This window comes from Aliidongia sp. (genome assembly GCF_035943795.1).
Taxonomy (GTDB): Bacteria; Pseudomonadota; Alphaproteobacteria; order ATCC43930; family CGMCC-115725; genus Aliidongia.
The window spans coordinates 1-25,080 of record NZ_DASZBY010000017.1 but is presented as its reverse complement, the minus strand read 5'-3'; the positions used below and the strand labels follow the sequence as shown (position 1 = coordinate 25,080).

Genomic DNA, 25,080 nt, shown 5'->3' with positions numbered 1-25,080 from the left:
GTCAGGACTCTTTCCTCTATTTTTCAGTTTGCCTTGTCTGGAGCTAAAGCGCTCGGTAAAATTTCGGATACGATCAGAGAACGCCATCGTCGACGGGTCATCCAGGTCGATACGATCGGACATTTCCGGATCCGCGCAGACCAGGTGCAGGCGATCTCGGATATCTATCGTGCACCGCTGCTTCGCCGGCTACGGCGCGAAGTGGGAATGGACTGGGCGACCGCCGAAGTCGCCGTCTGCGAATATCTGGCGTTCCTGGCGATTGCTGCGGCGAGCCCGGACAGGATGGTGGCGCCGACCAGCGAGTTGTGCGACGAGGCGTGGCACGCTCATATCCTTCATACCGAAGCGTACGACCGGGACATGCGGCGCATCTTCGGCCGTCCGTTCCATCATTACCCGGCCGATGACGCCGCAGCGGCCTGGCTGCAGGAACCACGGCACAGCACCGACGCAGTCCTGAAGGGCCTCGAAGGAATTTCGGCCTGGGCGGGATTGAACGGAGCGCGGGCGGCACGGGATGTTCCGCGAGACCGGCCGCTCTCGAATGCCGCCATTCTGGGCCTCGCAATCGCGTCGGGCGTCGAAAGTTTCCAGGCGATGGCGTCGCCGCTCCACCGAACCGCCGGAGGCGATTGGGGCGATTCCGGATGCGGCGGAAGTTTCGGCAGCGACTCCGACGGCCATTCCTGCGGCGGCCATTCCTGCGGCGGAGCGAGTTGCGGCGGCCACTGACGGCCGATTGCCGTGCTCTCAGACTAGGTCGAGCACGGCGGTTGCCGGGCCGGCTTTTTCCCAGCCCTGGACCAGCATCCGGCCCGTCCTGGGATTGGCCATCACGGCGAGGCGGGTGTCCGGCAGCAGGATCGGGTCCTGTAGCCAATCGAACGACCAGCCATGCCCCGTGGCCAACAGGCCGCACATGGCGATCCGGCGCTCCCTGCTCGATGCATTGCGCGGCCGCCCCGCCGGGCCCCCGGGCGAGGCCCAGTGATTGGCCGCCGCCGGTTCGTCGGGTTCGAACGCGGCATCCGCCGTTCGTTCGATGACGCGAGCTTCGCCCGGCTCCGTTCCCGCGATGGTGAAAATCGCCGGCAGGCAGATCGGGGTATCCCGTAGCAAGGCGACCGCATCATCGAACGTGCGGCAGGTCTCGAAGGCGAGCCGCAGCAGGTGGGTCGGCGGCAGCGCGTCGGAGCGGTTGACCCGCACCCGCGCCGCCAGCCAGCCCATCGCCTTGCCCATGCGCGGCAAGGGCAGGGGCGGCTGGTTGATCGCAGCGGCGAACCGGCCGGGCGCGAGGCCGGTCAGCACGCCGACGAAGCCGGGCCAGGTCGCGCTGAGATAGGTGCCGGCTTCCGCCTGCCGACGCACCACGATCAGCGACCGGCCCAGCCCGTCGAACGGCCAGTCGAGCGTCCGGAGCAAGGTCGTGCCGCCGAGATCGGCATCATCGACCGCGCCGGTGGTGCAGCCCCATTCGTAGGAATAGTTCAGCAGGAACGCGCCGGGCCGGCCCATCGCCTGATCGACCGACCGGACCGCCTCGGCATAGGGGCTGGTCGACCGGCCGGACCAGAGGCGTGAGCGGGTATCGGCAAAGCGCATGCCCATCGGCGTGTAGGTCCGGCGCGCGGCCGTCATGAGCAACTGCAGCCGTTCCGGCTCGGCGCGGGCCGAGGCGACGGCAGGCTCCTCCGTCGCCGGCACGTCGATCACCGGAATGGTGACCATGTTGGATCCCACGCCGGTCAGCCCTGGGCGGCGTGGTCGAGCAACCGGTCCATGAAGCGCTCGGCGGCGACGAGCTGCTCGATCTCGATCCATTCGTCCGGCTTGTGCGCCTGCTCGATCGAGCCCGGGCCGCACACGATGGTCGGGATGCCGAATTCCTGATAGAGCCCGCCCTCGGTACCGAAGCTGACCTTGCCGGTGCCGTTGGCGCCAGACAGTTGCATGACCAGGCGCGTCACCTCGTCCTCGCTGCTCATGTCCAGGCCGGCCATCCCGGACAGCTCCTGGAAATCGAAGCCGGCAGCGGCCGAGATCGCGCGCATCTCGGGCAGCAGCTTCTCGGCGGCGAAGCGCTGGACCTCGCCGAACAGCATCGCCGGATCCTCGCTCGGCAGATAGCGGAATTCGAAATCGAAGCTGCAGTCCTTGGGCACGATGTTGAGTGCGGTGCCGCCCTGGATCTTGCCGGTATGGACCGTGGTATAGGGCGGCGAATAGTCCGGGTCGAACGGTCCCTGGTCCCGGAAGCGCCGCGCCATGCCCTTCAGGTAGGCGACCAGTTCGGCTGCCGCCTCGACCGCATTGACGCCCTGGTGCGCCAGGGCCGAATGGCATTCCAGGCCATGGACGTGGCAGCGCACCGACTGCTTGCCCTTGTGGCCGATGACCGGCTTCATCAAGGTCGGCTCGCCCACGACGCAGGCGCGCGGACGGACCGGTCGACGCGCCAGGTCCGCCAGCAGGGTGCGCACGCCCAGGCAGCCCACTTCCTCGTCATAGGTGAAGGCCAGATGCAGCGGCGTCTTCGGTTGACGGCGCACGAACTCCGGCGTCTTGGCCAGCACGACGCCCAGGAAGCCCTTCATGTCCGAGGCGCCGCGGCCGTAGAGCTTGCCGTCCTTCTGGACCAGCTCGAACGGGTCGCTGGTCCAGTCCTGGCCGTCGACCGGCACCACGTCGGTATGGCCGGACAGCACGATGCCCGGCTTGTCCTCCGGCCCGATGGTCGCGAAAAGATTGGCCTTGCGCCGGTCGGCATCCCACGAACGGTCGGACTTGATCCCCAGGTCGGCGAGATAGCCCTCGACCCAATCGATCAGGGCCAGGTTCGAGTCCCGGCTCGTCGTGTCGAACCCCACGAGTTTCGTGATCATCTCGATGCTGGTGGGCGCGGCCATGGCGGAACTCGGGCGTTGTTTCGGGGGGCGACAGGATTATGCGCGCGAAACCGGGTTGGCGTCAGCTCTCGAACTGTTCCTTCAGCACGCGCTCTTCCAGATTATGCTCGTGGTCGAACAGCAGGCTGAGGCTGGTCTCGCGGGTTTCGCGGACCTCGACGCGGATGACGTCGCGCACTTCGATGAAATCGGCACCGGCACTGACCGGCCGCTTCTGCGCCTCCAGCATGTCGAACGTGACCGTGACCTTGTGCGGCAGCACCGCGCCGCGCCAGCGCCGCGGGCGGAACGCGCTGATCGGGGTCAAGGCCAGCACGCCGCTGCTGAACGGGATGATCGGGCCATGGGCCGACAGGTTGTAGGCGGTGCTGCCGGCGGGTGTCGCGACCATCACGCCGTCGCACATCAGTTCGTCCATGCGCTGCACGCCATCGACCGAAATGCGGATCTTCGCCATCTGGCGGGTCTGGCGCAACAGAGCGACCTCGTTGATGGCGAGCGCCTGGTGCACGACGCCATCCACCGTCGTCGCCTGCATGGCGAGCGGATGCAGGCGCTCGGTATCGGCCTTCGACAGGCGCTCGAACAGGTTCTCCGGCGCATAGGTATTCATCAGGAAGCCGACCGAGCCGCGATGCATGCCGAAGATCGGCAGGTGGCGTTCGATGTGGCGATGCAGGGTCTCCAACATGAAGCCGTCGCCGCCCAGCGCCACGATCACGTCGGCTTCGTCGAGCGAGACCGTGGGGTAGCGGCGCTCCAGGTCGGCCAGCGCCGCCTGGGCGGCCTCCGCCTCCGAAGCGACGATCGCGATCTTCGGCACGGGCGCGCCGGTCCGGGTTACCGACATGAACGAGCGATCATCGGGGCGCTTTCGCAGATCTGGAAGAACAAGGCGGTCAGCCGCCGGTGACGCTCATGTGGCGCGGCACGGCGGGCCCATGATGGCCGCGATCGATGACGAAGTCATGGCCCTTGGGCTTGCGCGCGATCGCCGCCTGGATCGCGGCGTCGAGCGGTTCGTCGCTTTCGGACGCGCGCAGCGAGGCCCGGAGATCCGCCGCGTCTTCCTGGCCCAGGCACATGTACAGCGTCCCGGTGCAGGTGAGCCGCACGCGGTTGCAGCTTTCGCAGAAATTATGGGTCAGCGGCGTGATGAAGCCGAGCCGCCCGCCGGTCTCGCCGACCGTGACGTAGCGGGCGGGGCCGCCGGTGCGATGGTCGCTCTCGGTCAAGGTCCAGCGTTCGGCCAGCCGTCCGCGCACCTGGCTCAGCGGCAGGTACTGGTCGAGCCGCGCGTCGCCGCCGATCTCGCCCATCGGCATGACCTCGATGAAGGTGAGGTCGTGCCCTTCGGCGCCGCACCAGGCGACCAACTCGTCGAACTCGCCGTCGTTGACGCCCTTCAGGGCGACCGTATTGATCTTGATCTGCAGCCCGGCGCGCTTGGCCGCCGCGATGCCGTCCATGACCTGGCCGAGGCGGCCCCAGCGCGTGATGGCGGCGAATTTCCGCTCGTCCAGCGTATCGAGCGAGACGTTGATCCGGCGCACCCCCGCGGCCACCAGGTCGTCGGCGTATTTGGCGAGTTGGCTGCCGTTGGTGGTCAGCGTCAGTTCGTCGAGCGCACCGCGCTCGACCTGGCGCCCCAGGTTCCTGATCAGCCACATGATGTTGCGGCGAACCAGCGGCTCGCCGCCGGTCAGCCGCAGCTTGCGCACACCCTGGCGGATGAACGCGTTGCACAGGCGGTCGAGCTCTTCCAGCGACAGCACGTCCCGCTTGGGCAGGAACGTCATGTCCTCCGCCATGCAATAGACGCAGCGGAAGTCGCATCGGTCGGTGACCGAGACGCGCAAGTAGCTGACGGTTCGCCCAAAGGGATCGATCATGTGCGTTAATATGTCGGTCGAATGCGCGCGGAACAAGGGCCGACGCGACGGGGCTCGCGAAGGAGCGTGGGGATGGACGGGAAAGACGGGGGCCGGGGGCCGCTCGCCGTGGTGCTCGCGGGTGGCCTGGCGCGGCGCATGGGCGGCGGCGACAAGCCGCTGGTGGCGCTCGGCGGCCAGCCGCTGCTGCGCCATATCCTCGACCGGCTGGCTCCCCAGGTCTCGGGCCTGGCGCTCAATGCCAACGGCGATCCGGCACGCTACCGGATCTTCGGATTGCCGATCCTGCCGGATTCGCTGCCCGACCATCCCGGGCCGCTCGTCGGCATCCTGGCGGCGCTCGACTGGGCGGCGGCAACAGGTCGGCGTCACGTGCTGACCGTGCCGGGCGACACGCCTTTTTTGCCGACCGATCTGGTGCTGCGGCTGGAAGCGGCGATAGGGCAAGGTGCGCCGGCGACCATCGCCGTGTCCGGGGGGCGGCGCCACCCTGTCGTCGGGCTATGGCCGGCGGCAGTGCGCGACGCGCTGCGCCGGTCGATCGTCGAGGGAGAACGGCGCGTGGATCCATGGGCCCGGAGCCTGGGCGCCGTCCAGGTCGATTTCGCCGCCGGTCCGGTCGACCCGTTCTTCAATCTCAACGGGCCGGACGATCTCGTCGAAGCCGAACGGCTGCTGGCGATCGAGCGGTCTTGCCGTTAGCCGGGAGCGTCGAGGTCGACTTCATCGAGTTCGACCGCGTCGGCCAGGATGACGCGCTTGCCGGCATGCTCGAAGTTGATCGTGATGCGCCCGTCGATCGCCGATTGGACCTGGCCGATGCCCCAATCGGGCTCCGTCGGCAGACTCACCCAGGTACCGGGCACGAAATTCGTTTCCATTGTATCGTCCGAACTTGTGTCGTGGGTGGATCCTCTGGGATCATCGGACCATGGCGACAGACAGGCGGCAAGGCCGATCGAGGATGGCATGAACGACGCGGGGACCGATCTCAGAATCACCGAACTGCTGGCCGCGCGGCTCTGCCACGAGATGGTGAGCCCGATCGGTGCCATCAACAATGGCGTCGAGTTGCTGGAGGATGATCCGGAATTCGCGACCGATGCGGCGGCGTTGATCGGCCAAAGCTCGATCCAGGCGACCCGGCGTCTGCAGTTCTACCGAATCGCCTATGGCTCGACGACCGAGATCGCGGCCCAGCTGGCGCGCAAGGCGACGCTCGATCTTTTCGCCGACGGCAAGATCACTTGCGTCTGGCCGGAGGCACTGGTGCCGTCAGCCGGCGGCAAGCTCGCCTGCAACATCCTTCTGGTTGCGGCGGAAGCCCTGCCGCGCGGCGGCAGCCTGACGCTCGCGACCGGCCCCGCGGGGCTCGAGGTGCTGGCCGTGGGCGAGGGCGCTCGATTGCCGGGGCACCTGCCCGACGCGCTGCTGGGGGCTTTGACCGGCGAAGCGATCGATGCCCGCAGCGTTCAGGCGGCATTCACCGGCGCGCTCGCCCGTCGCGCCGGGCTTCTACCGTCGATCGAAACGGCCGCTTCCGGCGGTGTCGTCTTTAGGCTCGCCTCCGCCGGCTGAAACGGGCATGCTCGACTTCGTTTCACCGGCGAACCAGTCGGGTCCGGCGCGGCCATCCGTAACCGGATATTAAGGAATAAACCCGAAGGTCGAACAGGTCCGGTGAGCTGATCGAAGCATGACGCTCCGATCGACCGTTCAGTACTTTCACGGCGGAAATCAGGCCATGGACGATCTACTTAGCGAATTCCTGACTGAAACTGCCGAAGGGTTGGGAACGCTCGATCTGGAGCTCGTTCGCCTCGAGCAGAATCCGAACGACCCGGGCCTTCTGGGCAATATTTTTCGGATCGTGCACACGATCAAGGGCACCTGCGGCTTTCTCTCGCTGCCGCGGCTCGAAGCGGTCGCCCACGCGGCCGAGAACGTGCTCGGCAAGATTCGCGACGGCCAGCTCATCGTGACGCCGATCGCCATCAGCCTGATCCTGAGTTCGCTCGACCGGATCAAGATGCTGCTGGCGACGCTGGAGGCGACCGAGGCCGAGCCGGACGGCAATGACGCCGACCTGATCGCCCAGCTCAACGCCTTTGCCGACGGGCAATTGACCGACGAGTCGCCCGCCGCCGCGCCGACCGTTGCGGAGCCGGAACCAGAGCCCGAACCCGAATGGGAGCCGGAGCCGGAGCCGACGCCCGTCCCGGTCGCGAAGGCGGCCCCGGTCGCCAGCACGGCCGTCGCAAAGCCCAAGCAGACGGCACTCGCCCAGCCGGAGCCTCCCGCGGCCGCGGCTCCCCGCGCCCAGGCCGACGGCGACGTCAAGGACTCTGCGGTTGCGGCCTCGAACATCCGCGTCAACGTCGATCTGCTGGAAAACCTGATGACGATGGTGAGCGAGCTGGTGCTCACCCGCAATCAGCTGATGCAGATCCTGCGCGGCCAGAAGGATTCCGAGTTCGGCATCGCGCTGCAGCGTTTGAGCCACGTGACGAGCGAGTTGCAGGAAGGCGTCATGAAGACGCGCATGCAGCCGATCGGCAACGCCTGGGCGAAGCTGCCGCGCCTGATCCGCGATCTGGGCATCGAACTCAAGAAGAAGATCGACCTCCAGATGAAGGGGGCGGAGACCGAACTCGACCGCCAGGTGATGGAGCTGATCAAGGATCCGCTCACCCACATGGTGCGCAATTCGGCCGATCACGGCATCGAGACGCCGATCGACCGCGTGATGGCCGGCAAGCCCGAGACCGGCACGGTCACGCTGAGCGCGTACCATGAGGGTGGTCACATCATCATCGAGATCGGCGATGACGGCAAAGGCCTGGCGACAGAGCTGATCAAGAAGAAGGCGATCCAGAACGGCCTCGCGACCGAGGCCGAGCTGGCGCAGATGTCCGACCAGCAGATCTACCAGTTCATCTTTAAAGCGGGATTCTCGACCGCCGCCGCCGTCACCAGCGTGTCCGGCCGCGGCGTCGGCATGGACGTGGTGCGCACCAACATCGAGAAGATCGGCGGCACGATCGAACTGAAGAGCGCGCCTGGCAAGGGCTCGACCTTCGTCATCAAGATCCCGCTGACGCTCGCGATCGTGTCGGCGCTGATCGTCGAATGCGCCGGCGAGCGGTTCGCGATCCCGCAGATCAGCGTCGTCGAGCTGGTGCGCGCCGCGCCCGGTACGGAGACGCAGATCGAGCGGCTGAACGGCGCGCCGGTCCTGCGCTTGCGCAATCGGCTGCTGCCGCTGGTCGGACTGGACGAACTCCTGAAGCTGCGCCAGAGCCACGACACCTCGACGGAATGCTTCATCGTGGTCGCCCAGGTCGGCACCTATTCGTTCGGCATCATCGTCGACCGGGTGTTCGACACCGAGGAAATCGTCGTGAAGCCGGTGGCGCCGCTGCTGCGTGACATCACGATGTTCTCCGGCAACACCATCCTGGGTGACGGCGCGGTCATCATGATCCTCGACCCCAATGGCATCGCGGCCGCGACCGGCGAAATCACCGTCGGTGCCGATCGCGCGACGGCGGAGCAGGCGGTCACGCGTGGCCGGCAGGTCGACAAGACCTCGCTGCTGCTGTTCAAGGCCGGCGACGACAGCCCGAAGGCGGTGCCCCTGGCGCTGGTGGCGCGTCTCGAAGAGATCGACCGCAAGGAGATCGAATATTCCAATGGCAAGCCGGTCGTGCAGTATCGCGGCAAGCTGATGCCGCTGGTGCCGATCGACCCGGCGTTGCGCATCGGCCACGAGGGCCGGCAGCCGATCCTGGTGTTCTCGGACAAGGAACGTTCGATGGGTCTGCTGGTCGACGAGATCGTCGACATCGTCGAAGACGTGCTGAACGTCCAGCTGGGTTCGGAACAGCCGGGCCTGATCGGCAGCGCCGTGCTGGCGGGCAAGGCGACCGACCTGGTCGATACCGGCTTCTACCTGATGCAGGCCTACGACGATTGGTTCGGCTCGCGCAGCGACGGCGCGCTCGACCATGTGGCGAAGACCCTGCGCGTGCTGCTGGTCGACGATTCGCCGTTCTTCCGGAACCTGTTGACGCCGCTCCTGACCATCGCGGGGTACGAGGTCAGCGCCGTCGACTCGGCCGACCGTGCGCTCGACCTCCACGAGGCGGGCGAAGATTTCGACATCATCATCAGCGACATCGAAATGCCCGGTATGAACGGCTTCGAGTTTGCTTCCCACGTGCGCAGCGACAGCCGCTGGAGCAACGTGCCGATGGTGGCGCTGTCGTCGCACGCCACGCCGGAGGATCTGGATCGCGGCCGTGAGGTCGGCTTCAACGACTATATCGCCAAGTTCGACCGGGACGCGCTCCTGACGTCGCTCACGGCGACCCTTTCTCTCCAGCGCGAGGTCGCGGCATGAGCATCGTTCCCGCCGGTACGCAGTCGCGCCAGGTCCAGGCGCTGGGCGACGGACAATCCCACGACTATGTCTCGATCTTCATCGCAGGCCAGATGTTCGGCATCCCCGTGCTGCAGGTGCAGGACGTGCTGGGCCCGCAACGGATCACCCGCATTCCCCTGGCGCCGCCCGAGGTCGCCGGCTCGCTCAACCTGCGCGGCCGCATCGTGACCGCGATCGACGTGCGCACACGGCTCAAGCTGCCCAAGAATGCCGAGGGCAAGGAGAGCATGAGCGTAGTGGTCGATCAGGGCGGCGAGCAGTATAGTCTTCTGGTCGACAATGTCGGCGAGGTGTTGAGCCTGACGAGCGGGACTTACGAGCGGAACCCCGCTACCCTGGATTCGGCATGGCGCGATGTTTCGAACGGTATCCACCGGCTCGATGGTAATCTCCTGATCATTCTGGATGTTGCGCGTCTGCTGGACTTTGCGACCAGCGTCGACGCAGCCTAGCAACGCCGGTCGGTCTTACACGCTTCGGCGCTTGGAGTTTGGTCATGAAGTTCTGCCTGATCGTGGACGATTCCCGGGTTGTTAGAAAAGTCGCGCGGCGCATTCTGGAGGATCTCGACTTCGAGATCGAGGAAGCCGCCGACGGCAAGCTGGCCCTCGAGGCGTGCCTGCGCCGCATGCCGGACGTGGTCCTGCTCGACTGGAACATGCCGGTGATGAACGGCCTGGAGTTCCTGATCGAATTGCGGCAGGCGCAGGGCGGCGAGACCCCCATCGTCGTGTTCTGCACGACCGAGAACGACATCGCGCATATTCAGGCGGCGATCGGCGCGGGGGCGAACGAGTACATCATGAAGCCGTTCGACAGCGACATCATCCACGCCAAGTTCGCGCAAGTCGGGCTGTTGTGACAGACGGCAGGTCGCCCTTGCCTGGAAGCCCCCCTGCGGGACCGGTCGCCGACCAGGGCGGCGGGCCCTATCGGGTCATGGTCTGCGACGACAGTGCCGTGATCCGCGGGCTGATCTCGCGCAATCTCGAGACCGATCCCGAGATCCACGTCGTCACGACCGTGTCGAACGGCCAGATGGCGCTGAATGCGCTCAGCCGCCACCCGATCGAGGTCTGTATCCTCGACATCGAGATGCCGGTCATGGACGGGCTGACGGCCTTGCCCAAGATGATCGCCGCGCAGCCCGACCTGCAGGTCGTCATGGCGTCGACCCTGACCCGGCGGAACGCCGAGATCAGCATGAAGGCGCTCGCCGCGGGCGCCGCCGACTATCTGGCCAAGCCGACCACGTCGATGGCGCTCAATGCCGCGGCCGAATTCAAGACCGAGCTTGCGGCCAAGGTAAAGGCACTGGGCGCCGCCCGTCGCCGGGCCGCCGGCATCGCCGTTCCGCATTCCAATCTCTCGTCCGCCGCGGCTTCGGCCACGCCGACGCCGCCGGGCCCGGCACCCCGTCCGTTCGGCGCCCCGACGATGCCCGGCCATGCGCCGGCGGCGCCTGCGATCGCCCGTCCGGTCGGCGCTCCGGCGCCGATCGGTGCCGCCCGTCCCGCGTCGGCGCCCGGCGTCAAGGCGCCCCTGTCGTTCCGGGCGGCGCCCACGGAAATTCCAGAGATCATCGCGATCGGTTCGTCGACCGGCGGCCCGCAGGCCTTGTTCGCCGTGCTGTCGGCCCTGAAGCCGGGCCTGGCGCAGCCGATCGTCATCACACAGCACATGCCGGCGACCTTCACGACGATCCTCGCCGAGCATATCGAGCGGGCGAGCGGCATTCCGACCCATGAGGCAGCCGAGGGCATGGTGCTGCAGGGCGGCCACGTCTATGTGGCGCCGGGCGAGTTCCATATGACCATCGAGGCGCAGGGCGCCCAGAAGGTCGTGAAGCTGCTGAAGACCCCGCCGGAAAATTATTGCCGCCCGTCGGTCGATCCAATGCTGCGCAGCCTGATCAAGCTCTATGCCCGGCGCATTTTCACTGTCATTCTGACCGGCATGGGACAGGATGGTTTACGAGGCGGCGAGGCGGTCGTGGCGGCAGGTGGCTCGGTCATCGCGCAAGACGAGGCGACGAGCGTGGTTTGGGGCATGCCCGGTGCGGTGGCGACGGCAGGACTCTGCAGCGCGGTTCTGCCGCTTGCCGAGATCGCTCCGTACATCCGCAAGGTGGCGACGAGGGCAGCGTCATGAACATTGATGATTTCAATCTGCTGTCGAAGCTCATCAAGGATCGGTCCGGCCTGACCCTGACCAAGGACAAGGCCTATCTGCTCGAAAGCCGCCTGCTGCCGGTGGCGCGCAAATGGAACCTGAAGAGCCTCGATGAGCTGGTGATGCGGCTGCGGACCCGATCGGAGGCCGGTCTGGTGCGCGACGTGGTCGAAGCGATGACCACGAACGAGAGCTTCTTCTTCCGCGACATCAAGCCGTTCGACCAGTTCAAGCAAGTCGTGCTGCCCTATCTGCTGCAGAACCGTACGGCGGCCCGCAGCATCAAGATCTGGTCGGCCGCCTGCTCGAGCGGGCAGGAGCCCTACACGCTCGGCATGATCATGAAGGAAGAGCGCCAGAGGCTGATCGGCTGGAACCTCGATATCCTGGCGACCGATCTCTCGACCGAGATCCTGGCCAAGGCACAGGCCGGGCTCTATTCCCAGTTCGAAGTGCAGCGCGGCCTGCCGATCCAGCTGCTGGTGAAATATTTCAAGCAGGCGGGCGACCGCTGGCAGATCGACAGCGCCGTGCGCGAGATGGTGCGCTATCGGCCGTTCAACCTGCTCGACGAACTGTCCGGGCTGGGTCAGTTCGACATCATCTTCTGCCGCAACGTGCTGATCTATTTCGATCAACCGACGAAGCAGATGGTGCTGGAGCGGATGGCCAAGCAACTGGCGCCGGATGGGTTCCTGTATCTGGGCGGGGCGGAGACCGTCGTCGGCATCACCGACAAGTTCCAGCCGATGGCCAACCACCGCGGCATCTATCATCACGCCAACCCGGCTGCAGCGGCCCGGGTCGCGGGCCTGTAGGGCGCCGCCCTTCGGCTTTCTCGACCGTCATTCCCCTCTGCGAATGACGGTCGGAACGACCGCTTACGAAATCCCCAGCAAACCCAGAACCGCCGCGACGCCGAACAGCCAGAGCGGGTTGTATCTGGTCGCGGTCATCAGCACGAAGGTGCCGGCGGTAAGCGCCGCGCCCAGCCAATCATGGACTGCGGCGCGCGCCAGCAGGAACGCGCTGGCGGCGATCAGTCCGATCGTAACCGGCGCCAGGCCGCGCTGGACGATCTTCTTCAACCGCTCGTTCCTGCTTTTTTCCCAGCGCCGTACGGCGAAATAGGTCAGCAGGCACGACGGGCCGCACATCGCGAGTGTGGCGACCACGGCGCCGGCGATGCCGGCAGCCTGGAAGCCGATCAGGCAGACCATCAGCACGTTCGGACCCGGCGCCGCGTTGGCGAGTGCGAACAGTTCGGCGAATTGCCGATCGGTCATCCAATGCTCGACCTCGACCGCCAGGCGATGCATCTCGGGCACGACGGCGTTGGCGCCGCCGATCGCGACGAGCGACAGCAGCACGAAATGGCGCATGAGAACGCCCAGCACGTCCGGCTTCATCGCGCCAGCCTCCAGGCCCAGGCGACGCTGAGCGGGGCCAGCACGAGCACGACATAGAGCAGCGGCCAACTGAAGATCACGACGGCCACGAAGGCGAGCGCGGCTACGATCATCGCTTCCGGCCGCCGCACATAGGGCTTGGCGACTTTCCACGCGGTCGCCAGCACGAGGCCGGCGGCGGCGGCGCCCAGGTCGCGGAACACGCTGCCCAACGCCTCGCTGGTGCCATAGGCGGCATAGAGCATGCCGAGTGCCAGCACGATGGCGAAGGGGGCGGCCATCAGGCCGGTCACGGCCGCGAGCGCGCCCAACGGCCCGGCGAAGCGGTTGCCGATCGCAACGGAGACGTTGACGATGTTGGGACCGGGCAGGAGCTGGCACAGGCTCAGCAGGTCGGTGAAGTCGACCTCGCTGAGCCAGTGCCGCTCCTCGACGATCATCCGGCGGGCCCAGGGCAGCACGCCGCCAAAGCCCTGGGTACCCACCTTCAGAAAGCCGAGAAACAGGTCGCGCGCCGTGACCTCGTCCGCAACAGTCTGGTTTTCGGTCATCGGCGCGCCCGTCATGTGGCCATCCTGAACCGGGTGCCCCGGCGGCACAAACGAGTTATCATCGCGCTCTTCGTGAGAGAAAGTCACATGGATGCGCCGTCGCCTGCCGCCTCTGAGTTCGCTTCGCGCTTTCGAAGCTGCCGCCCGCCGGGGCAGTTTCACTGCTGGCGCCGAAGAGTTGCTGGTGACCCATGGTGCGATCAGCCGGCAGGTCGCCGCACTCGAGGAATGGCTGGGACTGCCGCTGTTCGACCGGATCGGACGCCGGGTCCGGCTGACGTCCGGCGGCCGCGATTATCTGGAGGCGATGAGCCGCGCCTTCGACGGCATGGCCGAGGCGACACGGCGGCTGACCGAGGCCGGCACGGTCAAGAGCCTGACGGTGAATGCCCTGCCGACCTTCAGCATGCGCTGGCTATTGCCGCGGCTTGCGGGATTTCAGCAGCGTCATCCCGACGTGGCGCTGCGCCTGGTGACTTCTGACCGTCCGCTGGACGAGGTGCGCGAGCCGTTCGACGTCGCGATCCGGCGCGGCCCGGACATCTGGCCGGACTGCGCGGCGGCACCGTTCCTGGCCGAATGGGAGGTGCCGGTGATGAGCCCGGCGCTGGCGGCCCGCCAACCGGTCAGGCAGGCCGCCGATCTCGCCGGTCATACGCTGCTCCATGCCGACACGCGGCCCGGCGCCTGGCGGCGCTGGCTGACCGCCGCCGGGCAGAGTGACCTGGCCGTCGCGGGACAACAGCGCTTCGATCATTTCTATCTGACCCTGCAGGCGGCGGCGGATGGGCTGGGCGTGGCCCTCGGCCCCTTGCCGATTCTGGCAGATGAATTGGCATCCGGCCGGCTGGTGGCCCCGCTCGACGGTCCGAAGCTCGAGGCGCGCGGCTATTGGCATGTCACGCCGCACGCACGTGCCGGCACCGTCGCCGTGCGTGCACTGTGCGACTGGCTCGATGCCGAGGGCCAGGCGGCGGGCGATCCCGACCCGAGCGATCCGGATGCGTGAGGGCCTAGGCGAGAATCGAATTCGCAGCACCTGCTCCATCCGTGACGATTTCTTCACCAGAAACCGTCTAACGATAGGAGCGCAAGAAAGTCGGAGAATGGCGCCGTCTTCATGATCGGACATTTCCCACCTTACATTCCGGAGAATGGAAATGCTGAGCAGCTTTCGGATCAGGACCAAACTGCTGCTTCTCGTCGGCTTGATCAGCGGCATCACCGTCCTCCTCAGCTATCTTTCGATCGACGCCGCGTCGCAGTTGAATACGGCGGCTCATGACATCAGCGAGACCGGTGGCGAAGCGCTGCTGGCCGCCCGCATGAACCAGGACATCCTGGCGATCGGCCGTGCCGAGTTCCGCGTGACCGCCGACCCATCGCCCGCCACCGCCGAGGCGGTCAAGCAACTCATCGTCGAGCGCCGGGCGCAGTTCGAACAGCGTTCGAGCCAGCTTGCCACGACCGCGAATGCCGAGCAGGCGAAGCGGCTCGCCGACATTTCCACCGACTATCGCACCTTTCAGAAAGGGCTCGACGGCCTGCTGCTGGCGGTCGACGCCAATGCCAAGGACGTAGTTGCCAGCGACGCCGGCAAGGCGATATTCAACTCCGCCATGGGCAGCCGGGCGGAACAGGAGAAGCTGATCGCGACCGTCAAGGCCTTTGCCGATGCCGCGGCCGTGAGCAATGACGAAACGACCCGGGCCAGCCAGGCGCTGTACGGTTCGCTTCGCTCGATGCTGATCATCGGCAGCATCATCGGTATCGCGTTCGGCGGCGCCTTTGGCTTTTTCCTCTCGCAATACGGCATCTCAAAGCCGATCGCCATGATCGTGGCGGTGCTGCGCCGTCTGGCTGAAGGCGATCTGACGGTGGCGATCGATGGTGCCCAGCGGGGCGACGAGATCGGCGATATCGCCAAGACCGCCCAGGTCTTCAAGGAGAACCTCGTTCGTACCCGGGAGCTCGAGGCGGAGCAGGTCGCCGCAAAGGAACGGGCCGCGGCCGACCAGAAGGCGGCGATGAACCGCCTCGCCGACGAGTTCGAGCAGAGCGTCAAGGGCGTGGTCGATGCGGTCGCATCCTCGTCGACCGAACTACGCGCTGCCGCCCAGTCGATGTCGGGAACGGCCGAAGAGACGTCGCACCAGAGTGCCGCCGTCGCGGCCGCGGTGGAGCAGACCTCCGCCAATGTGCAGACGGTCGCCGCCGCGACCGAGGAACTGGCCGCTTCGATCGGCGAGATCAGCCGCCAGGTCTCGCAATCGTCCACCGTGGCCAGCCGTGCCGTCGGGCAGGCGACCCAGGCCAGCCATTCCGTCGACGGCCTGACCCAGGCCGCGGCGCGGATCGGCGAGGTGGTGAAGCTCATCGAGGGCATCGCCAGCCAGACCAACCTGCTGGCGCTCAATGCCACGATCGAGGCGGCGCGTGCCGGAGAAGCCGGCAAGGGCTTCGCGGTCGTTGCGTCGGAGGTGAAGGCCCTCGCCAGTCAGACCGGACGGGCGACGGAGGAAATCCAGAGCCACGTGCTTCGCATCCAGAACGCGACCAGCGGCACCGTCGTCGAGATCGACGGCATCGCTCTGGTGATCGGTGAAATCAGCCAGGTGACGACGGCGATCGCCGCGGCCATCGAGGAACAGGGTGCCGCGACCGGCGAGATCACCCGGAACGTCCAGCAGGCCGCGGTCGGCACTCAGGAAGTGGCATCGAACATCGCCGGCGTCTCGGCCGCGGCGGGCGAGACCGGCGCTGCGGCGCATCAGGTTCTGGGGGCTGCCACCGAGCTGTCGCAGCAGGCCGAGCGGATGCGGAGCGACGTCGCGAACTTCGTCGCGGCGGTCAGGGCGGCATAAGCCCCGGACACCGCCGGCTCGCAGCGCGACTGCTTGCCCCTCCCGAGGTTTTTTGCGGCCGGTCGATTGCGCCAGCTGCCTGCGGACGAAGATCGGCAGAAAGCGTCTTATTTTTGAATAAAACCTGTCATTAGGCGAATTCAAAAATATCGCCGAAACTCCTGCCGCTGGGGGTTGGGATGTGACGCGCTCGACGCGTCTCCATCGCGCGAACCACCGGATCGATCGAGAAGCACCGCCGTATCTTGCGCTGACCCGCCCGACACGGATCAGGAGAGAGGCCCCTACATTCGACGAGCACGCGGCGCCCGATCACCTCGGACGCGCCAGGTCGAGGCTTGCCCGATCCGTCCCGATACCCTGAATTTTCAAACCGATGATAGCGCGGGTCCTTCCGAAGGGGATCGGCCCATCTCCTCGACGTTTGCCCGGCCGCCCGCTCGACGGTGCGGCAGCAGCAGGCTTCACAGCCAATCATCTTCAGGAGAATCATGATGCTTCAGCGAACTGGGAGGCCCGGCATGGCGCGCGCGGCCTCGGTCATTTCCGCCGCAACTCTCGCGACGATCGGCCTCGCGACACCTGGGCACGCTTTCGCCTGGGGGCATACCGGGCACATCGAAATCAGCGGGCTGGCCGCCGAGGCTCTGCCGCGGGAAGTCCCGGCCTTTCTTCGCACGCCGCTTGCGATCGAGGAAATCAGCCAACTCGGCGCCGAGGCGGACGAGTCGAAGACCACAGGCACCGTCACCGGCGTCGCAAATGGGCGCATCTCGACCACTTTCACCGTCCATGACGCCGAACGGGATCCGGGCCATTTCATCGATCTCGACGACAATGCCTTCGTGATCGGCGGCCTCATCCCGCTGACGGCACTGCCGACGACCCGAGAGGCGTTCGATACCGCACAGCGCGCGGCCACGAACCCCGGCAAACAGGACCAGTACGCTTCGGGCTACCTGCCCTACGAAATCATGGATGATTTCCAGCAGGTGCGGAAAGACTTCGGCATGTGGCGCGCCTTCGGCGTCGGCCTGCGCACGGCGAAGACCCGGTCCGACCGGGAATATTTCGCCTATGAGCTGGCCCTGCGCGAACGGCTGATCATCCGGGACATCGGCTATTGGAGCCATTTCGTGGCGGACGGCAGCCAGCCGCTGCACGTGTCGGTGCATTTCAACGGCTGGGGTGCCTATCCCAACCCGAACGGTTTCACCACCGCGCCGATCCACGCCCAGTTCGAAGGCGCGTTCGTCAAGAATTTCATCAATTTCAATGCGGTCCGGGCGAACGTCCGACCGTACACCGACCGCGGCGTTAGCACGATCGAAGCCCGCGTGCCGCTCTATCTGGCTGAAACGCTGAGCCAAGTGTCGGCAGTCTATCAGGCGGCGAAGGCCAACAATAACGACAATTACCAGACGCCTCAGCCGGCGGAAGTCGCCGTCGCGACCCGGCAATTGGCGGCCGGCGTCGCGGAACTGCGCGACGAGATCGTCGATGCCTGGCGGCAGAGCGAGAACATCACCGTCGGCTTTCCGCTGGTCACGGTGAAGGATATCGAGGCCGGCCGCGTCACGGTCACGCCGGATACGTTCGGCGCGGACTGACGTCCGACCGGGGCGGATTGGGGGAACGGGACGCCTGCCCTCAACTCCGCATCCTGGAGCCCAAAACGAAAAACCCGACCGAGGCATTGCGCCTCGGCCGGGTTTTGTTTTCGTAACCAGCCGATCAAGCCGCTGGCTGGCGTGCCCCGCTGGCCGCGGATTCCGCGGTCGGCTGTTCGCGCAGCACGTAGCCGCGGCCCCAGACCGTTTCGATGTAATTCTCGCCGGAGGTCGCGGTCGACATCTTCTTGCGCAGCTTGCAGACGAAGACGTCGATGATCTTGAGTTCCGGCTCGTCCATGCCGCCGTAGAGATGGTTCAGGAACATCTCCTTGGTCAAGGTCGTGCCCTTGCGCAGCGACAGCAGCTCGAGGATGCCGTATTCCTTGCCGGTCAGGTGCAGCGGCTTGCCGTCGACCTCGACCGTGCGCGTGTCCAGGTTGACCGAGAAGCGGCCGGTCCGGATGATCGATTCCGAATGGCCCTTGGCGCGGCGGATGATGGCGTGGATCCGGGCGACCAGCTCGCGCTTGTCGAACGGCTTGGTCAGGAAATCATCGGCGCCGAAACCCAGCCCCTTGATCTTGTGATCCAGTTCGCCCAGGCCCGACAGGATCAGGATGGGCGTGCGCACGCGCGCGGCACGCAGGCGCCGCAGCACCTCGTAGCCATCGATATCCGGCAGCATCAGATCGAGAATGATGATGTCGTAGTCGTAAAGCTTGCCGATCTCGAGGCCGTCCTCGCCCAGATCGGTCGTATCACAGATGAAGCCCTCGGCTTTAAGCACAAGCTCGATCGTGGCCGACGTGGCGCTATCATCTTCGACGATCAGTACCCGCATGGCGGTCTCCTAGGTCCCTCGGCTAACCATGGTTAACGTTAACAAATTGCAAGGCGTGCGTTAAGAAAAGATTTACCGCGGTACGCCGAAGGGGCCCAGACCCCGTTAAATCTTGCTTAAGCAACAACCCTGCATGATTTCCGGATCGTGGCGCGAATTCCGGCCGCCGGCCGGCCGGTGTTTGCCGGGCTCACCGAATGGATAGGCGATGTTGCTGGAAGGGATCTCGCAGGCCGTCGGAAGCCTCGCGGCCCATCGCTATTGGGGGCGGGTCACTGCGATCCTCGGCATGCTGGTCGAGATCGGCGGCATCGAGCGCCGTCTGACGATCGGCGGGCGGTGCCTCATCATCGGCGAAGGCGACAAGCCGCTGCCGTGCGAGGTCATCGGCTTTCGCGAGGGGCGCACCCTGGTGATGCCGTTCGGTCCGCTGACCGGCGTCGGGCTCGGTTGCCGGGTCGAGGTCGCGACCGCCCCGCCGGCCATCTTCCCCGACCGCCGCTGGCTGGGCCGCGTGGTGAATGCCATGGGCGAGCCGATCGACGGCAAGGGCCCGTTGCCGCAGGGACCCGCGGCCTATCCGCTGCGCAACCAGCCGCCGCCGGCCCATCAGCGCAAGCGCGTCCAGGGCAAGGTCGATTTGGGCGTGCGTGCGCTCAACACGTTTCTCACCTGCTGCCGTGGCCAGCGCATGGGCATCTTCGCCGGCTCCGGCGTCGGCAAGTCGGTGCTGCTGTCGATGCTGGCGCGCTACACCGCGAACGACGCGAGCGTGATCGGGTTGATCGGCGAGCGGGGCCGCGAGGTGCAGGAATTCATCGAGGACGATCTGGGCGAGGAAGGCCTGGCGCGCAGCGTCGTCGTGGTCGCGACCTCGGACGAATCCTCGCTGATGCGCCGGCAGGCCGCCTATCTGACCCTGTCGGTCGCCGAATATTTCCGCGACGAGGGCATGGATGTGCTGTGCCTGATGGACAGCGTGACCCGTTTCGCCATGGCCCAGCGCGAGATCGGCCTGTCGGCCGGCGAGCCGCCGGCCAGCAAGGGCTATACGCCGACCGTGTTCGGCGAGTTGCCCCGCCTGCTGGAGCGTGCCGGTCCCGGCACCGGCGCCGGCAGCATCACCGGGCTGTTCACCGTGCTGGTCGAGGGCGACGATCACAACGAGCCGATCGCGGATGCGGTCCGCGGCATCCTGGACGGCCATATCGTGCTTGATCGCCGCATCACCGAGCGCGGCCGCTATCCGGCGATCGACATCCTGCGCTCGATCTCGCGCACCATGCCCGGCTGCAACTCCGACGAGGAGAACCAGCTGGTGCAGCGCGCCCGCACGCTGGCCGCGACCTACGAGAACATGGCGGAGCTGATCCGCCTCGGCGCCTATCGCCGGGGCAGCGATGCCAAGATCGACCAGGCGATCGACTATTACCCGGCCATCGAGAAATTCCTGTCCCAGGGCAAGCGCGAACGCGCGACGCTCGGGGAAGGCTACGCCGCCCTTGCCGAGATTTTGATCGGAGCCAACGCGTGAAGCCGTTTCAAAGCCAGATCCGCTTGCATAAATGGACCGTCGACGAGGCGCAGCGCCGCCTGGGCGAGTTGATGCGGCTGGCCGACCGGCTGCGCCAGGACCTGGAGGATCTCGCAGCCGAAGCGGTACGCGAACAGGCGGCCGCGGCCCAGTCGCTCGAAGCGGGCATGACTTATGGCGCCTATGCGGTACGGGTGATCGAGCGGCGCGAGAAGCTCAATCGCTCTATCGCCGAGGTCGAGGGGCAGATCGAGCAGGCCCGCGAGGCGTTGAAGGACGCCTTCGCCGAACTCAAGAAGTTCGAACTGGCCGCCGCAGCGGCAGAGGAACGGGCACGCAAGAAGCGCGATGCGCGCGAGCAGACGGCGCTCGACGAAGTGGCGATCGGCATCTTCCGCCGCCAGGGCAAATAGCCGCTACTTCGGGACAGCCAGCGCGGTGCCGGGCGCCGGCTCGGCCGGCGGGTTCAGCACTTCGTCCAAAAGATCGAAATAGGCACGCACGGGCAACAAGGTCGTGACGACCGTAGCCACGATGCGGGTCGCGATTGCCGGTGTCTCCATGTGGGTCCGGCCGCCGACGCGCAGTTCCTGGTGCGGCCCCAACTCCCAGACCAGGCCTGTGCTGCGCAGGCCGGCCAGCACCCGCAGCAGGCGGGCGCGCAAGATCCTGTTCTCCACCGAATAGGGCAGGGTGCCGATCATGGTGGTGAATTCGACCAGCAGCTTGCCCTCGTCCGGTCGGGCCGTCGCTTCGAAGGTCCGTCCGGCGAACTGGAATCCGAATCGGATCGGCTCCCGCCGATCGCGTCGGGTCATGGTGCCGTGACGGTCGATCGACACCGAGCCGGCTTCGAGCGGCGCGGTCTGCTCGATCAAGAAGGCGAAAGCGGCCGGGTTGGTCAACTGGTCGGACGCCGCGTTCATGGAGAATTCCCGGAAGCGAGGGGAGGAGGGTGAGCCCAGGATGGCGATCTTAGGCTTAACGATCGGTAAAACACGATGCATCCCGCAGCCGTAATCCTGCGCGCGGTCCGAGAAACCTGACGGCGACGGCCAATTGCGCTAAAAGGCCGGGTCGGTATCGCGTGATCCCTCGTCATTCCGGGGCGATCGCGGCGGACGGCGCAACAGCGGTCAGCGGACGTCCTCAGCGTGAAAAGAAAAGCATTTGGTGGATTGCTCGTGGTTCTAGGCCTGGTCCTCGTCGGCCTGGTCGCCATCCGCATCGTCATGGGACGGGACGCCGAGGACCGGGTGGCCGAAGGCGAGGTGGCGGAATTCGGCCATCTGTCGGCGAAGCCCAAGCACAGCCGCTTCCTGATGTGCCCCAAGGACTATTGCAGCCGGACACCAGACGCCGAATCGCCGGTATTCGATATGGAATGGGAGCGGTTGCGCGACCTGTGGAGCGAGACGGTCGCGCGCCAGCACCGGGTCAAGCTCGTCGCCGGCGACGGCGACCGGCGCAAGATCACCTACGTCCAGCACTCCGTTCTGCTGCGCCTGCCTGCGATCGTCACCATCGAATTCGTCGATCTGCCGGACGGAAAATCGAGCTTCGCGATCGAGAGCCGGTCCCGCTACGGCCGCCTCGATTTCGGCGCCAACGCCGCCCGTGTGCGCAACTGGGTCGGCCTGCTGCAGAGCGTGGCGAAGCGGTAGCCCTACTGCGGCCGCCAGGCGCCGGCCTGGGCCTCGGCCTTCTGCCAGTCAGCCGGGGTCAGGGTCGACTGCAGCTTGTGCAGCAGCGGCGGATCCAGTTCGGAGACGCCGGTCTGCAGCCGGGCCGGATTGCGTTTCCAGACCAGGTACCACATGCCGGCCGCGACCGGTTCGATTTTGAAGGCGCCGCCCTCGAGCATCATGTGGATCAACTGCACCTGGGCTGCCGGCAACCCGGCGTCGCTCGCCGCCAGGACCCATTTCGTGCCCTTGACCCGGGCGTCATGGGCAGCGTCGGGCGATGTCGCGGTCGCGGCAGTCGCGATGTAGCATTGGCCGAGCGACAATTGCGCCTGCTCGAAGCCATGGCCCTGGACGGCCATCGGCTCCAGAAGCTCGATCGCCTTGGCGTAGTTGCCCTGCTGCTTGTAGTACATCGCCCGCTCGTAGGGCGAGAAGCTCTGGATCAGCTGCTGGTTCTTGCTTCGGTTGTCCTGGGCGTGGGCGGCGGGCAGGGGCGCCAGTGCACACAGGACGAACGCCAATGCGGTTGCGCGGGCCGGGTCTTGAAGCTTCATCCGATATCGATCCCTGGTCCAGCGTCCGCGGGCGTCGGCGCCGCGCCGTTCCGTTGCGGCGGCGATTAAGCCATCGCGCTTCGGCCGGCGCAATGCCGCACCATGGCCGGCGGCGCGTGGCTCAAGCGTCCAGGATCTTGCCGTCGAACGGCAGCCGGCCGGTGCGGTCTTCGACCTCGACGACCCACAGGTCGGGATCGCGCCGGCGCGCGCGCTCGATATAGGCATCCGCAGTGGGCTCGTCGACCGCTGCGGCACCGGTGCCGCGATACCAGGCCCGCGCGCCGTTCGCGTCCCGCGTCTCGGCCAGGACCTGGCAGCCGTCGGCGAAGCGATTGATCTTGACCAGCACGCTGCCGCTGGTCGGATCGCCCTTGGCGACCACGGTCACGATGCCGCCGTCGATGTTGGCGCGCCGCACTGCGGCCTGAACCCAGATTTCCGTCTTGAGGCGCGCTTCGATCATCATTCTCCACAAACTTTGCGAGCGATCGTCGGCTTGCCCGCCGACCACCCGCTCGGGCAGGATAGCGCGCCCTCGGGCGGTGGTTCAAACTCCGCATTCTGCGGGTTCCGGATCGCACCTGCATCTTCTGAATTCCGGACGGACGAGCGAGCGATGGCTGAGTTTTTCGAAGGACGGCGATTGCGCTACGAGATCCTGGCGCTCGTCGACCAGCGCTGGCAGATCATCCAGGTGATCGACGACAATCGGGACGAATTGCGGCGTGCGTTCGACCGGAGCGATTTCGAAAAGCTGGAACGCTCCGTCGATGCCGCAGCCGCGGCGGTCCTCGGACGTCCGGGCGTGGCCGCGGTGCGCGTGATCCGCGAGCGGGAGCGGGCGGACGGTTTCGTCACCCGCGCCGAGCATCTGTTTCGCGAGGCGCCGCCGGCGCCGGGCGACAAGAAAGTCGCCGTCCTCGACGTCGCGGGCCCGATGCCGCTGTGCCGCAGTCCCGACGACCTGTTCGCGCGGCCAGCCTGCAAGATCATCGGCACCATGTTGCGGCCTTTGCTCGACAAGCTGGGCGCCACGCCGATCGAGCTTCTGACTCTGGAGGCGACATCCCAGGTCGTCGTCCAGCAGGATGGAGCGATCAACACCGCGATCAGCCGCGTGGCGCGTGCGCAGGAGGGCGATACCGACCGGCAGCGCAGCAATTTCCTGAGCGGTGTCGTCGACAGGGCGCGCCTCAGGGTCAAGATGGCGCAGTCGGCACGGCGCATGCCGAAGCTCGGCGCCGAGGGCTACGACGCGCTGCTGGACGAGTTGAAGAGCCGGGTTTCTCCGGACGATTTCCGGTTCTGGGCGCTTCGTAGCCTGGCGGTCCATCTGAAGGGCAGCAGCCTGTTCGGCAAGCTCGAACTGTCGCTCGATTTGATGCGCGGCGGACCGTCGGCCACCAGCTTCGCCCTGCTCGACGAGTTCGTGGCCGGGCTGATCGATGCGCCGAGCCTGCTCAAGGATTTCCTGGGCGACCTCAGCGACCTCAATTCCGCACTCGCATTGCTGGCCCAGATCGGCGCCGGCCGGGCGCCGGGCGACCTTAAGCCCGACGCGCTGCCGGTGCGGCTGGCGGCGGAATTGGCGGCTGGCCGGTTGCCTCACACCGAGGAAGCGATCTGGATCCGGATCCTGCGCAGCGTCCAGGGGCGTCAGCGCCTGACGCGCGGCGAGTTGGACGAGGAGTGGAAGGGTTTGACGGCGCTCCATCGCGTCCTGCGCGAGACCGTTCCCGGCGTCTGGATCGGTCAGCTCGATGCGGCGGTGCTGAAGCGGCAGACCGCGCTGCGCGAGGAACTCATCGATCAGATGTGACGGCAGGGGCGCGGGAACGAGATTCAGTAGGCGACGGATCGCCCAGGTCTAGGATGTTTGTTGCAATACCAAGCTGGGCATCGGGCGCGGTCAGCGATACATCGACGTCGCGGCTTTGGACGTGCCTTCGCCAGGGACCGAAATATCCCCGGATGGAGGGTTGCCGAGACGGCCGACCAGGCGATCGCCTTCGAAAAGCTCCAAGAGCCGAGACGCGTATTTCACCCCGGAGAGCTGCCGGGCCTCATCATCGTCCCGTGCCGACAGGTTCGCATGCATGACGACCCGTCCGTGCTGTCCCAGAATCTCGACTCAATAGGTCGCCATTGTTGCCTCCATGGAAAATGCCGTTGCCATAAAGGTCTTCAACACCAGAAAGGATGCATTTTCGGAGGGCAATATCCGACGCGTCGATTTCGATTGCGGCGGCGAGTCTGGAACGAACGGCTTGTCGCGTGCTCTATATGCCCGACGGATCGGGCTTCTGAATCAGCACGCAGGTATGAGGAGCGGGGGCGCCACCGACCGTGACGCAAGCCAGGTGTATTTGGCCAAACCCGACATCTCTGAGATCGGAGACGAGTTTTTGCATTTCGTAGGATATGCCGTGCATGTAGGGCTTACCGCCCAGGTGCTGCAGAGAGCGTCGTATGGCCGCCTTGATAGTCGACATCCATGTGAAGGCCTGATAGGCGGATCGAGCAATTGCGCAAAACCGGTGGTTTACATCGGGGAAGATATGCATCGGCAGGTGAATTAGCGCGCTTCCACCGGGCTTTAGGAC

Annotated in this window: 27 protein-coding genes; 15 read left to right on the top strand and 12 right to left on the bottom strand. The window is 66.2% G+C overall.

Annotated features, from left to right (window positions below; translation table 11 throughout):
- Nucleotides 1-207 precede the first annotated feature (207 nt).
- The gene (locus VGV37_RS02685; protein WP_326878064.1) at nucleotides 208-735 is read left to right on the top strand and encodes a hypothetical protein; all 528 of its coding nucleotides are present in this window, start codon (nucleotides 208-210) and stop codon (nucleotides 733-735) included.
- A gap of 18 nt (nucleotides 736-753) precedes the next feature.
- Here the strand turns inward: VGV37_RS02685 and VGV37_RS02680 are convergent, their stop codons facing one another.
- From VGV37_RS02680 to moaA, 4 genes are all read right to left on the bottom strand, one after another.
- On the bottom strand, nucleotides 754-1,734 hold the full coding sequence (locus VGV37_RS02680) for a hypothetical protein (protein WP_326878063.1): 981 nt from the start codon (nucleotides 1,732-1,734) through the stop codon (nucleotides 754-756).
- A 17-nt stretch (nucleotides 1,735-1,751) separates the two neighbouring features.
- Nucleotides 1,752-2,912 (bottom strand): acetylornithine deacetylase, encoded by a 1,161-nt coding sequence (gene argE / locus VGV37_RS02675; RefSeq protein WP_326878062.1) that lies wholly within the window; start codon nucleotides 2,910-2,912, stop codon nucleotides 1,752-1,754.
- Between the two features lie 61 nt (nucleotides 2,913-2,973).
- Nucleotides 2,974-3,762: an NAD kinase gene (locus VGV37_RS02670; protein WP_326878061.1), complete on the bottom strand. Its 789-nt coding sequence runs from the start codon at nucleotides 3,760-3,762 to the stop codon at nucleotides 2,974-2,976.
- Nucleotides 3,763-3,811: 49 nt separating this feature from the next.
- Nucleotides 3,812-4,804, bottom strand: coding sequence for a GTP 3',8-cyclase MoaA (moaA, locus tag VGV37_RS02665; protein ID WP_326878060.1), 993 nt, complete (start codon nucleotides 4,802-4,804; stop codon nucleotides 3,812-3,814).
- A gap of 72 nt (nucleotides 4,805-4,876) precedes the next feature.
- Here moaA and mobA point away from each other — a divergent pair, with 72 nt between their 5' ends.
- Entirely contained in the window at nucleotides 4,877-5,506 is a 630-nt protein-coding gene (gene mobA / locus VGV37_RS02660) for a molybdenum cofactor guanylyltransferase MobA (protein WP_326878059.1), read from the top strand.
- Here mobA and VGV37_RS02655 read toward each other — a convergent pair.
- A complete protein-coding gene (locus tag VGV37_RS02655) occupies nucleotides 5,503-5,685 on the bottom strand; it encodes a DUF3553 domain-containing protein (protein WP_326878058.1) in 183 nt (60 codons plus the stop codon). The two genes, mobA and VGV37_RS02655, sit on opposite strands and share 4 nt — an antisense overlap.
- A gap of 88 nt (nucleotides 5,686-5,773) precedes the next feature.
- Between VGV37_RS02655 and VGV37_RS02650 the strand changes: the two genes are divergently transcribed.
- The 6 genes from VGV37_RS02650 (at nucleotide 5,774) to VGV37_RS02625 (ending at nucleotide 12,238) form a co-directional block, all read left to right on the top strand.
- Nucleotides 5,774-6,382: a histidine phosphotransferase family protein gene (locus tag VGV37_RS02650; protein WP_326878057.1), complete on the top strand. Its 609-nt coding sequence runs from the start codon at nucleotides 5,774-5,776 to the stop codon at nucleotides 6,380-6,382.
- 166 nt (nucleotides 6,383-6,548) lie between these two features.
- A complete protein-coding gene (locus tag VGV37_RS02645; RefSeq protein WP_326878056.1) occupies nucleotides 6,549-9,206 on the top strand; it encodes a chemotaxis protein CheW in 2,658 nt (885 codons plus the stop codon).
- The gene (locus VGV37_RS02640; RefSeq protein WP_326878055.1) at nucleotides 9,203-9,700 is read left to right on the top strand and encodes a chemotaxis protein CheW; all 498 of its coding nucleotides are present in this window, start codon (nucleotides 9,203-9,205) and stop codon (nucleotides 9,698-9,700) included. Before VGV37_RS02645 ends, VGV37_RS02640 begins: the two co-directional genes overlap by 4 nt.
- Before the next feature lie 44 nt (nucleotides 9,701-9,744).
- The gene (locus tag VGV37_RS02635) at nucleotides 9,745-10,110 is read left to right on the top strand and encodes a response regulator (protein WP_326878054.1); all 366 of its coding nucleotides are present in this window, start codon (nucleotides 9,745-9,747) and stop codon (nucleotides 10,108-10,110) included.
- Between the two features lie 77 nt (nucleotides 10,111-10,187).
- A complete protein-coding gene (locus VGV37_RS02630) occupies nucleotides 10,188-11,399 on the top strand; it encodes a chemotaxis response regulator protein-glutamate methylesterase (RefSeq protein WP_326878103.1) in 1,212 nt (403 codons plus the stop codon).
- On the top strand, nucleotides 11,396-12,238 hold the full coding sequence (locus VGV37_RS02625) for a protein-glutamate O-methyltransferase (protein WP_326878053.1): 843 nt from the start codon (nucleotides 11,396-11,398) through the stop codon (nucleotides 12,236-12,238). The genes VGV37_RS02630 and VGV37_RS02625 overlap by 4 nt, the downstream gene beginning before the upstream one ends.
- 63 nt (nucleotides 12,239-12,301) lie before the next feature.
- On the opposite strand, the gene VGV37_RS02620 is transcribed toward VGV37_RS02625, so the two are convergent.
- Both VGV37_RS02620 and VGV37_RS02615 read right to left on the bottom strand, forming a co-directional pair.
- Entirely contained in the window at nucleotides 12,302-12,829 is a 528-nt protein-coding gene (locus VGV37_RS02620) for a chromate transporter (RefSeq protein ID WP_326878052.1), read from the bottom strand.
- Nucleotides 12,826-13,395 (bottom strand): chromate transporter, encoded by a 570-nt coding sequence (locus VGV37_RS02615; RefSeq protein WP_326878051.1) that lies wholly within the window; start codon nucleotides 13,393-13,395, stop codon nucleotides 12,826-12,828. The genes VGV37_RS02620 and VGV37_RS02615 overlap by 4 nt, the downstream gene beginning before the upstream one ends.
- A 76-nt stretch (nucleotides 13,396-13,471) precedes the next feature.
- Between VGV37_RS02615 and gcvA the strand changes: the two genes are divergently transcribed.
- The 3 genes from gcvA to VGV37_RS02600 all read left to right on the top strand — a co-directional run bounded on the left by gcvA (nucleotide 13,472) and on the right by VGV37_RS02600 (nucleotide 17,854).
- Nucleotides 13,472-14,389, top strand: coding sequence for a transcriptional regulator GcvA (gene gcvA, locus VGV37_RS02610; RefSeq protein ID WP_326878050.1), 918 nt, complete (start codon nucleotides 13,472-13,474; stop codon nucleotides 14,387-14,389).
- A 151-nt stretch (nucleotides 14,390-14,540) separates the two neighbouring features.
- Nucleotides 14,541-16,244 (top strand): methyl-accepting chemotaxis protein, encoded by a 1,704-nt coding sequence (locus VGV37_RS02605; RefSeq protein ID WP_326878049.1) that lies wholly within the window; start codon nucleotides 14,541-14,543, stop codon nucleotides 16,242-16,244.
- A 521-nt stretch (nucleotides 16,245-16,765) separates the two neighbouring features.
- The gene (locus VGV37_RS02600) at nucleotides 16,766-17,854 is read left to right on the top strand and encodes a hypothetical protein (RefSeq protein ID WP_326878048.1); all 1,089 of its coding nucleotides are present in this window, start codon (nucleotides 16,766-16,768) and stop codon (nucleotides 17,852-17,854) included.
- Between the two features lie 124 nt (nucleotides 17,855-17,978).
- Here VGV37_RS02600 and ctrA read toward each other — a convergent pair whose 3' ends face one another.
- Nucleotides 17,979-18,698 carry a response regulator transcription factor CtrA gene (gene ctrA / locus VGV37_RS02595; RefSeq protein ID WP_326878047.1) on the bottom strand — a complete coding sequence of 240 codons (720 nt, stop codon included), beginning with the start codon at nucleotides 18,696-18,698 and terminating at the stop codon, nucleotides 17,979-17,981.
- Between the two features lie 208 nt (nucleotides 18,699-18,906).
- On the opposite strand from ctrA, the gene fliI reads away from it, so the two are divergent.
- Together fliI and fliJ are read left to right on the top strand one after the other, a co-directional pair.
- Nucleotides 18,907-20,232 (top strand): flagellar protein export ATPase FliI, encoded by a 1,326-nt coding sequence (gene fliI / locus VGV37_RS02590; RefSeq protein ID WP_326878046.1) that lies wholly within the window; start codon nucleotides 18,907-18,909, stop codon nucleotides 20,230-20,232.
- Nucleotides 20,229-20,645 (top strand): flagellar export protein FliJ, encoded by a 417-nt coding sequence (fliJ, locus tag VGV37_RS02585; RefSeq protein ID WP_326878045.1) that lies wholly within the window; start codon nucleotides 20,229-20,231, stop codon nucleotides 20,643-20,645. The genes fliI and fliJ overlap by 4 nt, the downstream gene beginning before the upstream one ends.
- Nucleotides 20,646-20,648: 3 nt before the next feature.
- On the opposite strand, the gene VGV37_RS02580 is transcribed toward fliJ, so the two are convergent.
- Entirely contained in the window at nucleotides 20,649-21,158 is a 510-nt protein-coding gene (locus VGV37_RS02580; protein ID WP_326878044.1) for a hypothetical protein, read from the bottom strand.
- 258 nt (nucleotides 21,159-21,416) lie between these two features.
- Here VGV37_RS02580 and VGV37_RS02575 point away from each other — a divergent pair, with 258 nt between their 5' ends.
- Complete coding sequence (locus VGV37_RS02575; RefSeq protein ID WP_326878043.1) at nucleotides 21,417-21,896, top strand: DUF1499 domain-containing protein; 480 nt, start codon at nucleotides 21,417-21,419, stop codon at nucleotides 21,894-21,896.
- 2 nt (nucleotides 21,897-21,898) lie between these two features.
- Here the strand turns inward: VGV37_RS02575 and VGV37_RS02570 are convergent, their stop codons facing one another.
- Complete coding sequence (locus VGV37_RS02570) at nucleotides 21,899-22,474, bottom strand: hypothetical protein (RefSeq protein WP_326878042.1); 576 nt, start codon at nucleotides 22,472-22,474, stop codon at nucleotides 21,899-21,901.
- A gap of 121 nt (nucleotides 22,475-22,595) precedes the next feature.
- Entirely contained in the window at nucleotides 22,596-22,940 is a 345-nt protein-coding gene (locus VGV37_RS02565; RefSeq protein ID WP_326878041.1) for a DUF1491 family protein, read from the bottom strand.
- A gap of 153 nt (nucleotides 22,941-23,093) precedes the next feature.
- Here VGV37_RS02565 and VGV37_RS02560 point away from each other — a divergent pair, with 153 nt between their 5' ends.
- Nucleotides 23,094-24,296, top strand: coding sequence for a hypothetical protein (locus tag VGV37_RS02560; protein ID WP_326878040.1), 1,203 nt, complete (start codon nucleotides 23,094-23,096; stop codon nucleotides 24,294-24,296).
- A 460-nt stretch (nucleotides 24,297-24,756) separates the two neighbouring features.
- On the opposite strand, the gene VGV37_RS02555 is transcribed toward VGV37_RS02560, so the two are convergent.
- Nucleotides 24,757-25,080, bottom strand: a 324-nt coding sequence (locus VGV37_RS02555) for a hypothetical protein (RefSeq protein ID WP_326878039.1), incomplete at its 5' end; no start/stop codon positions are given.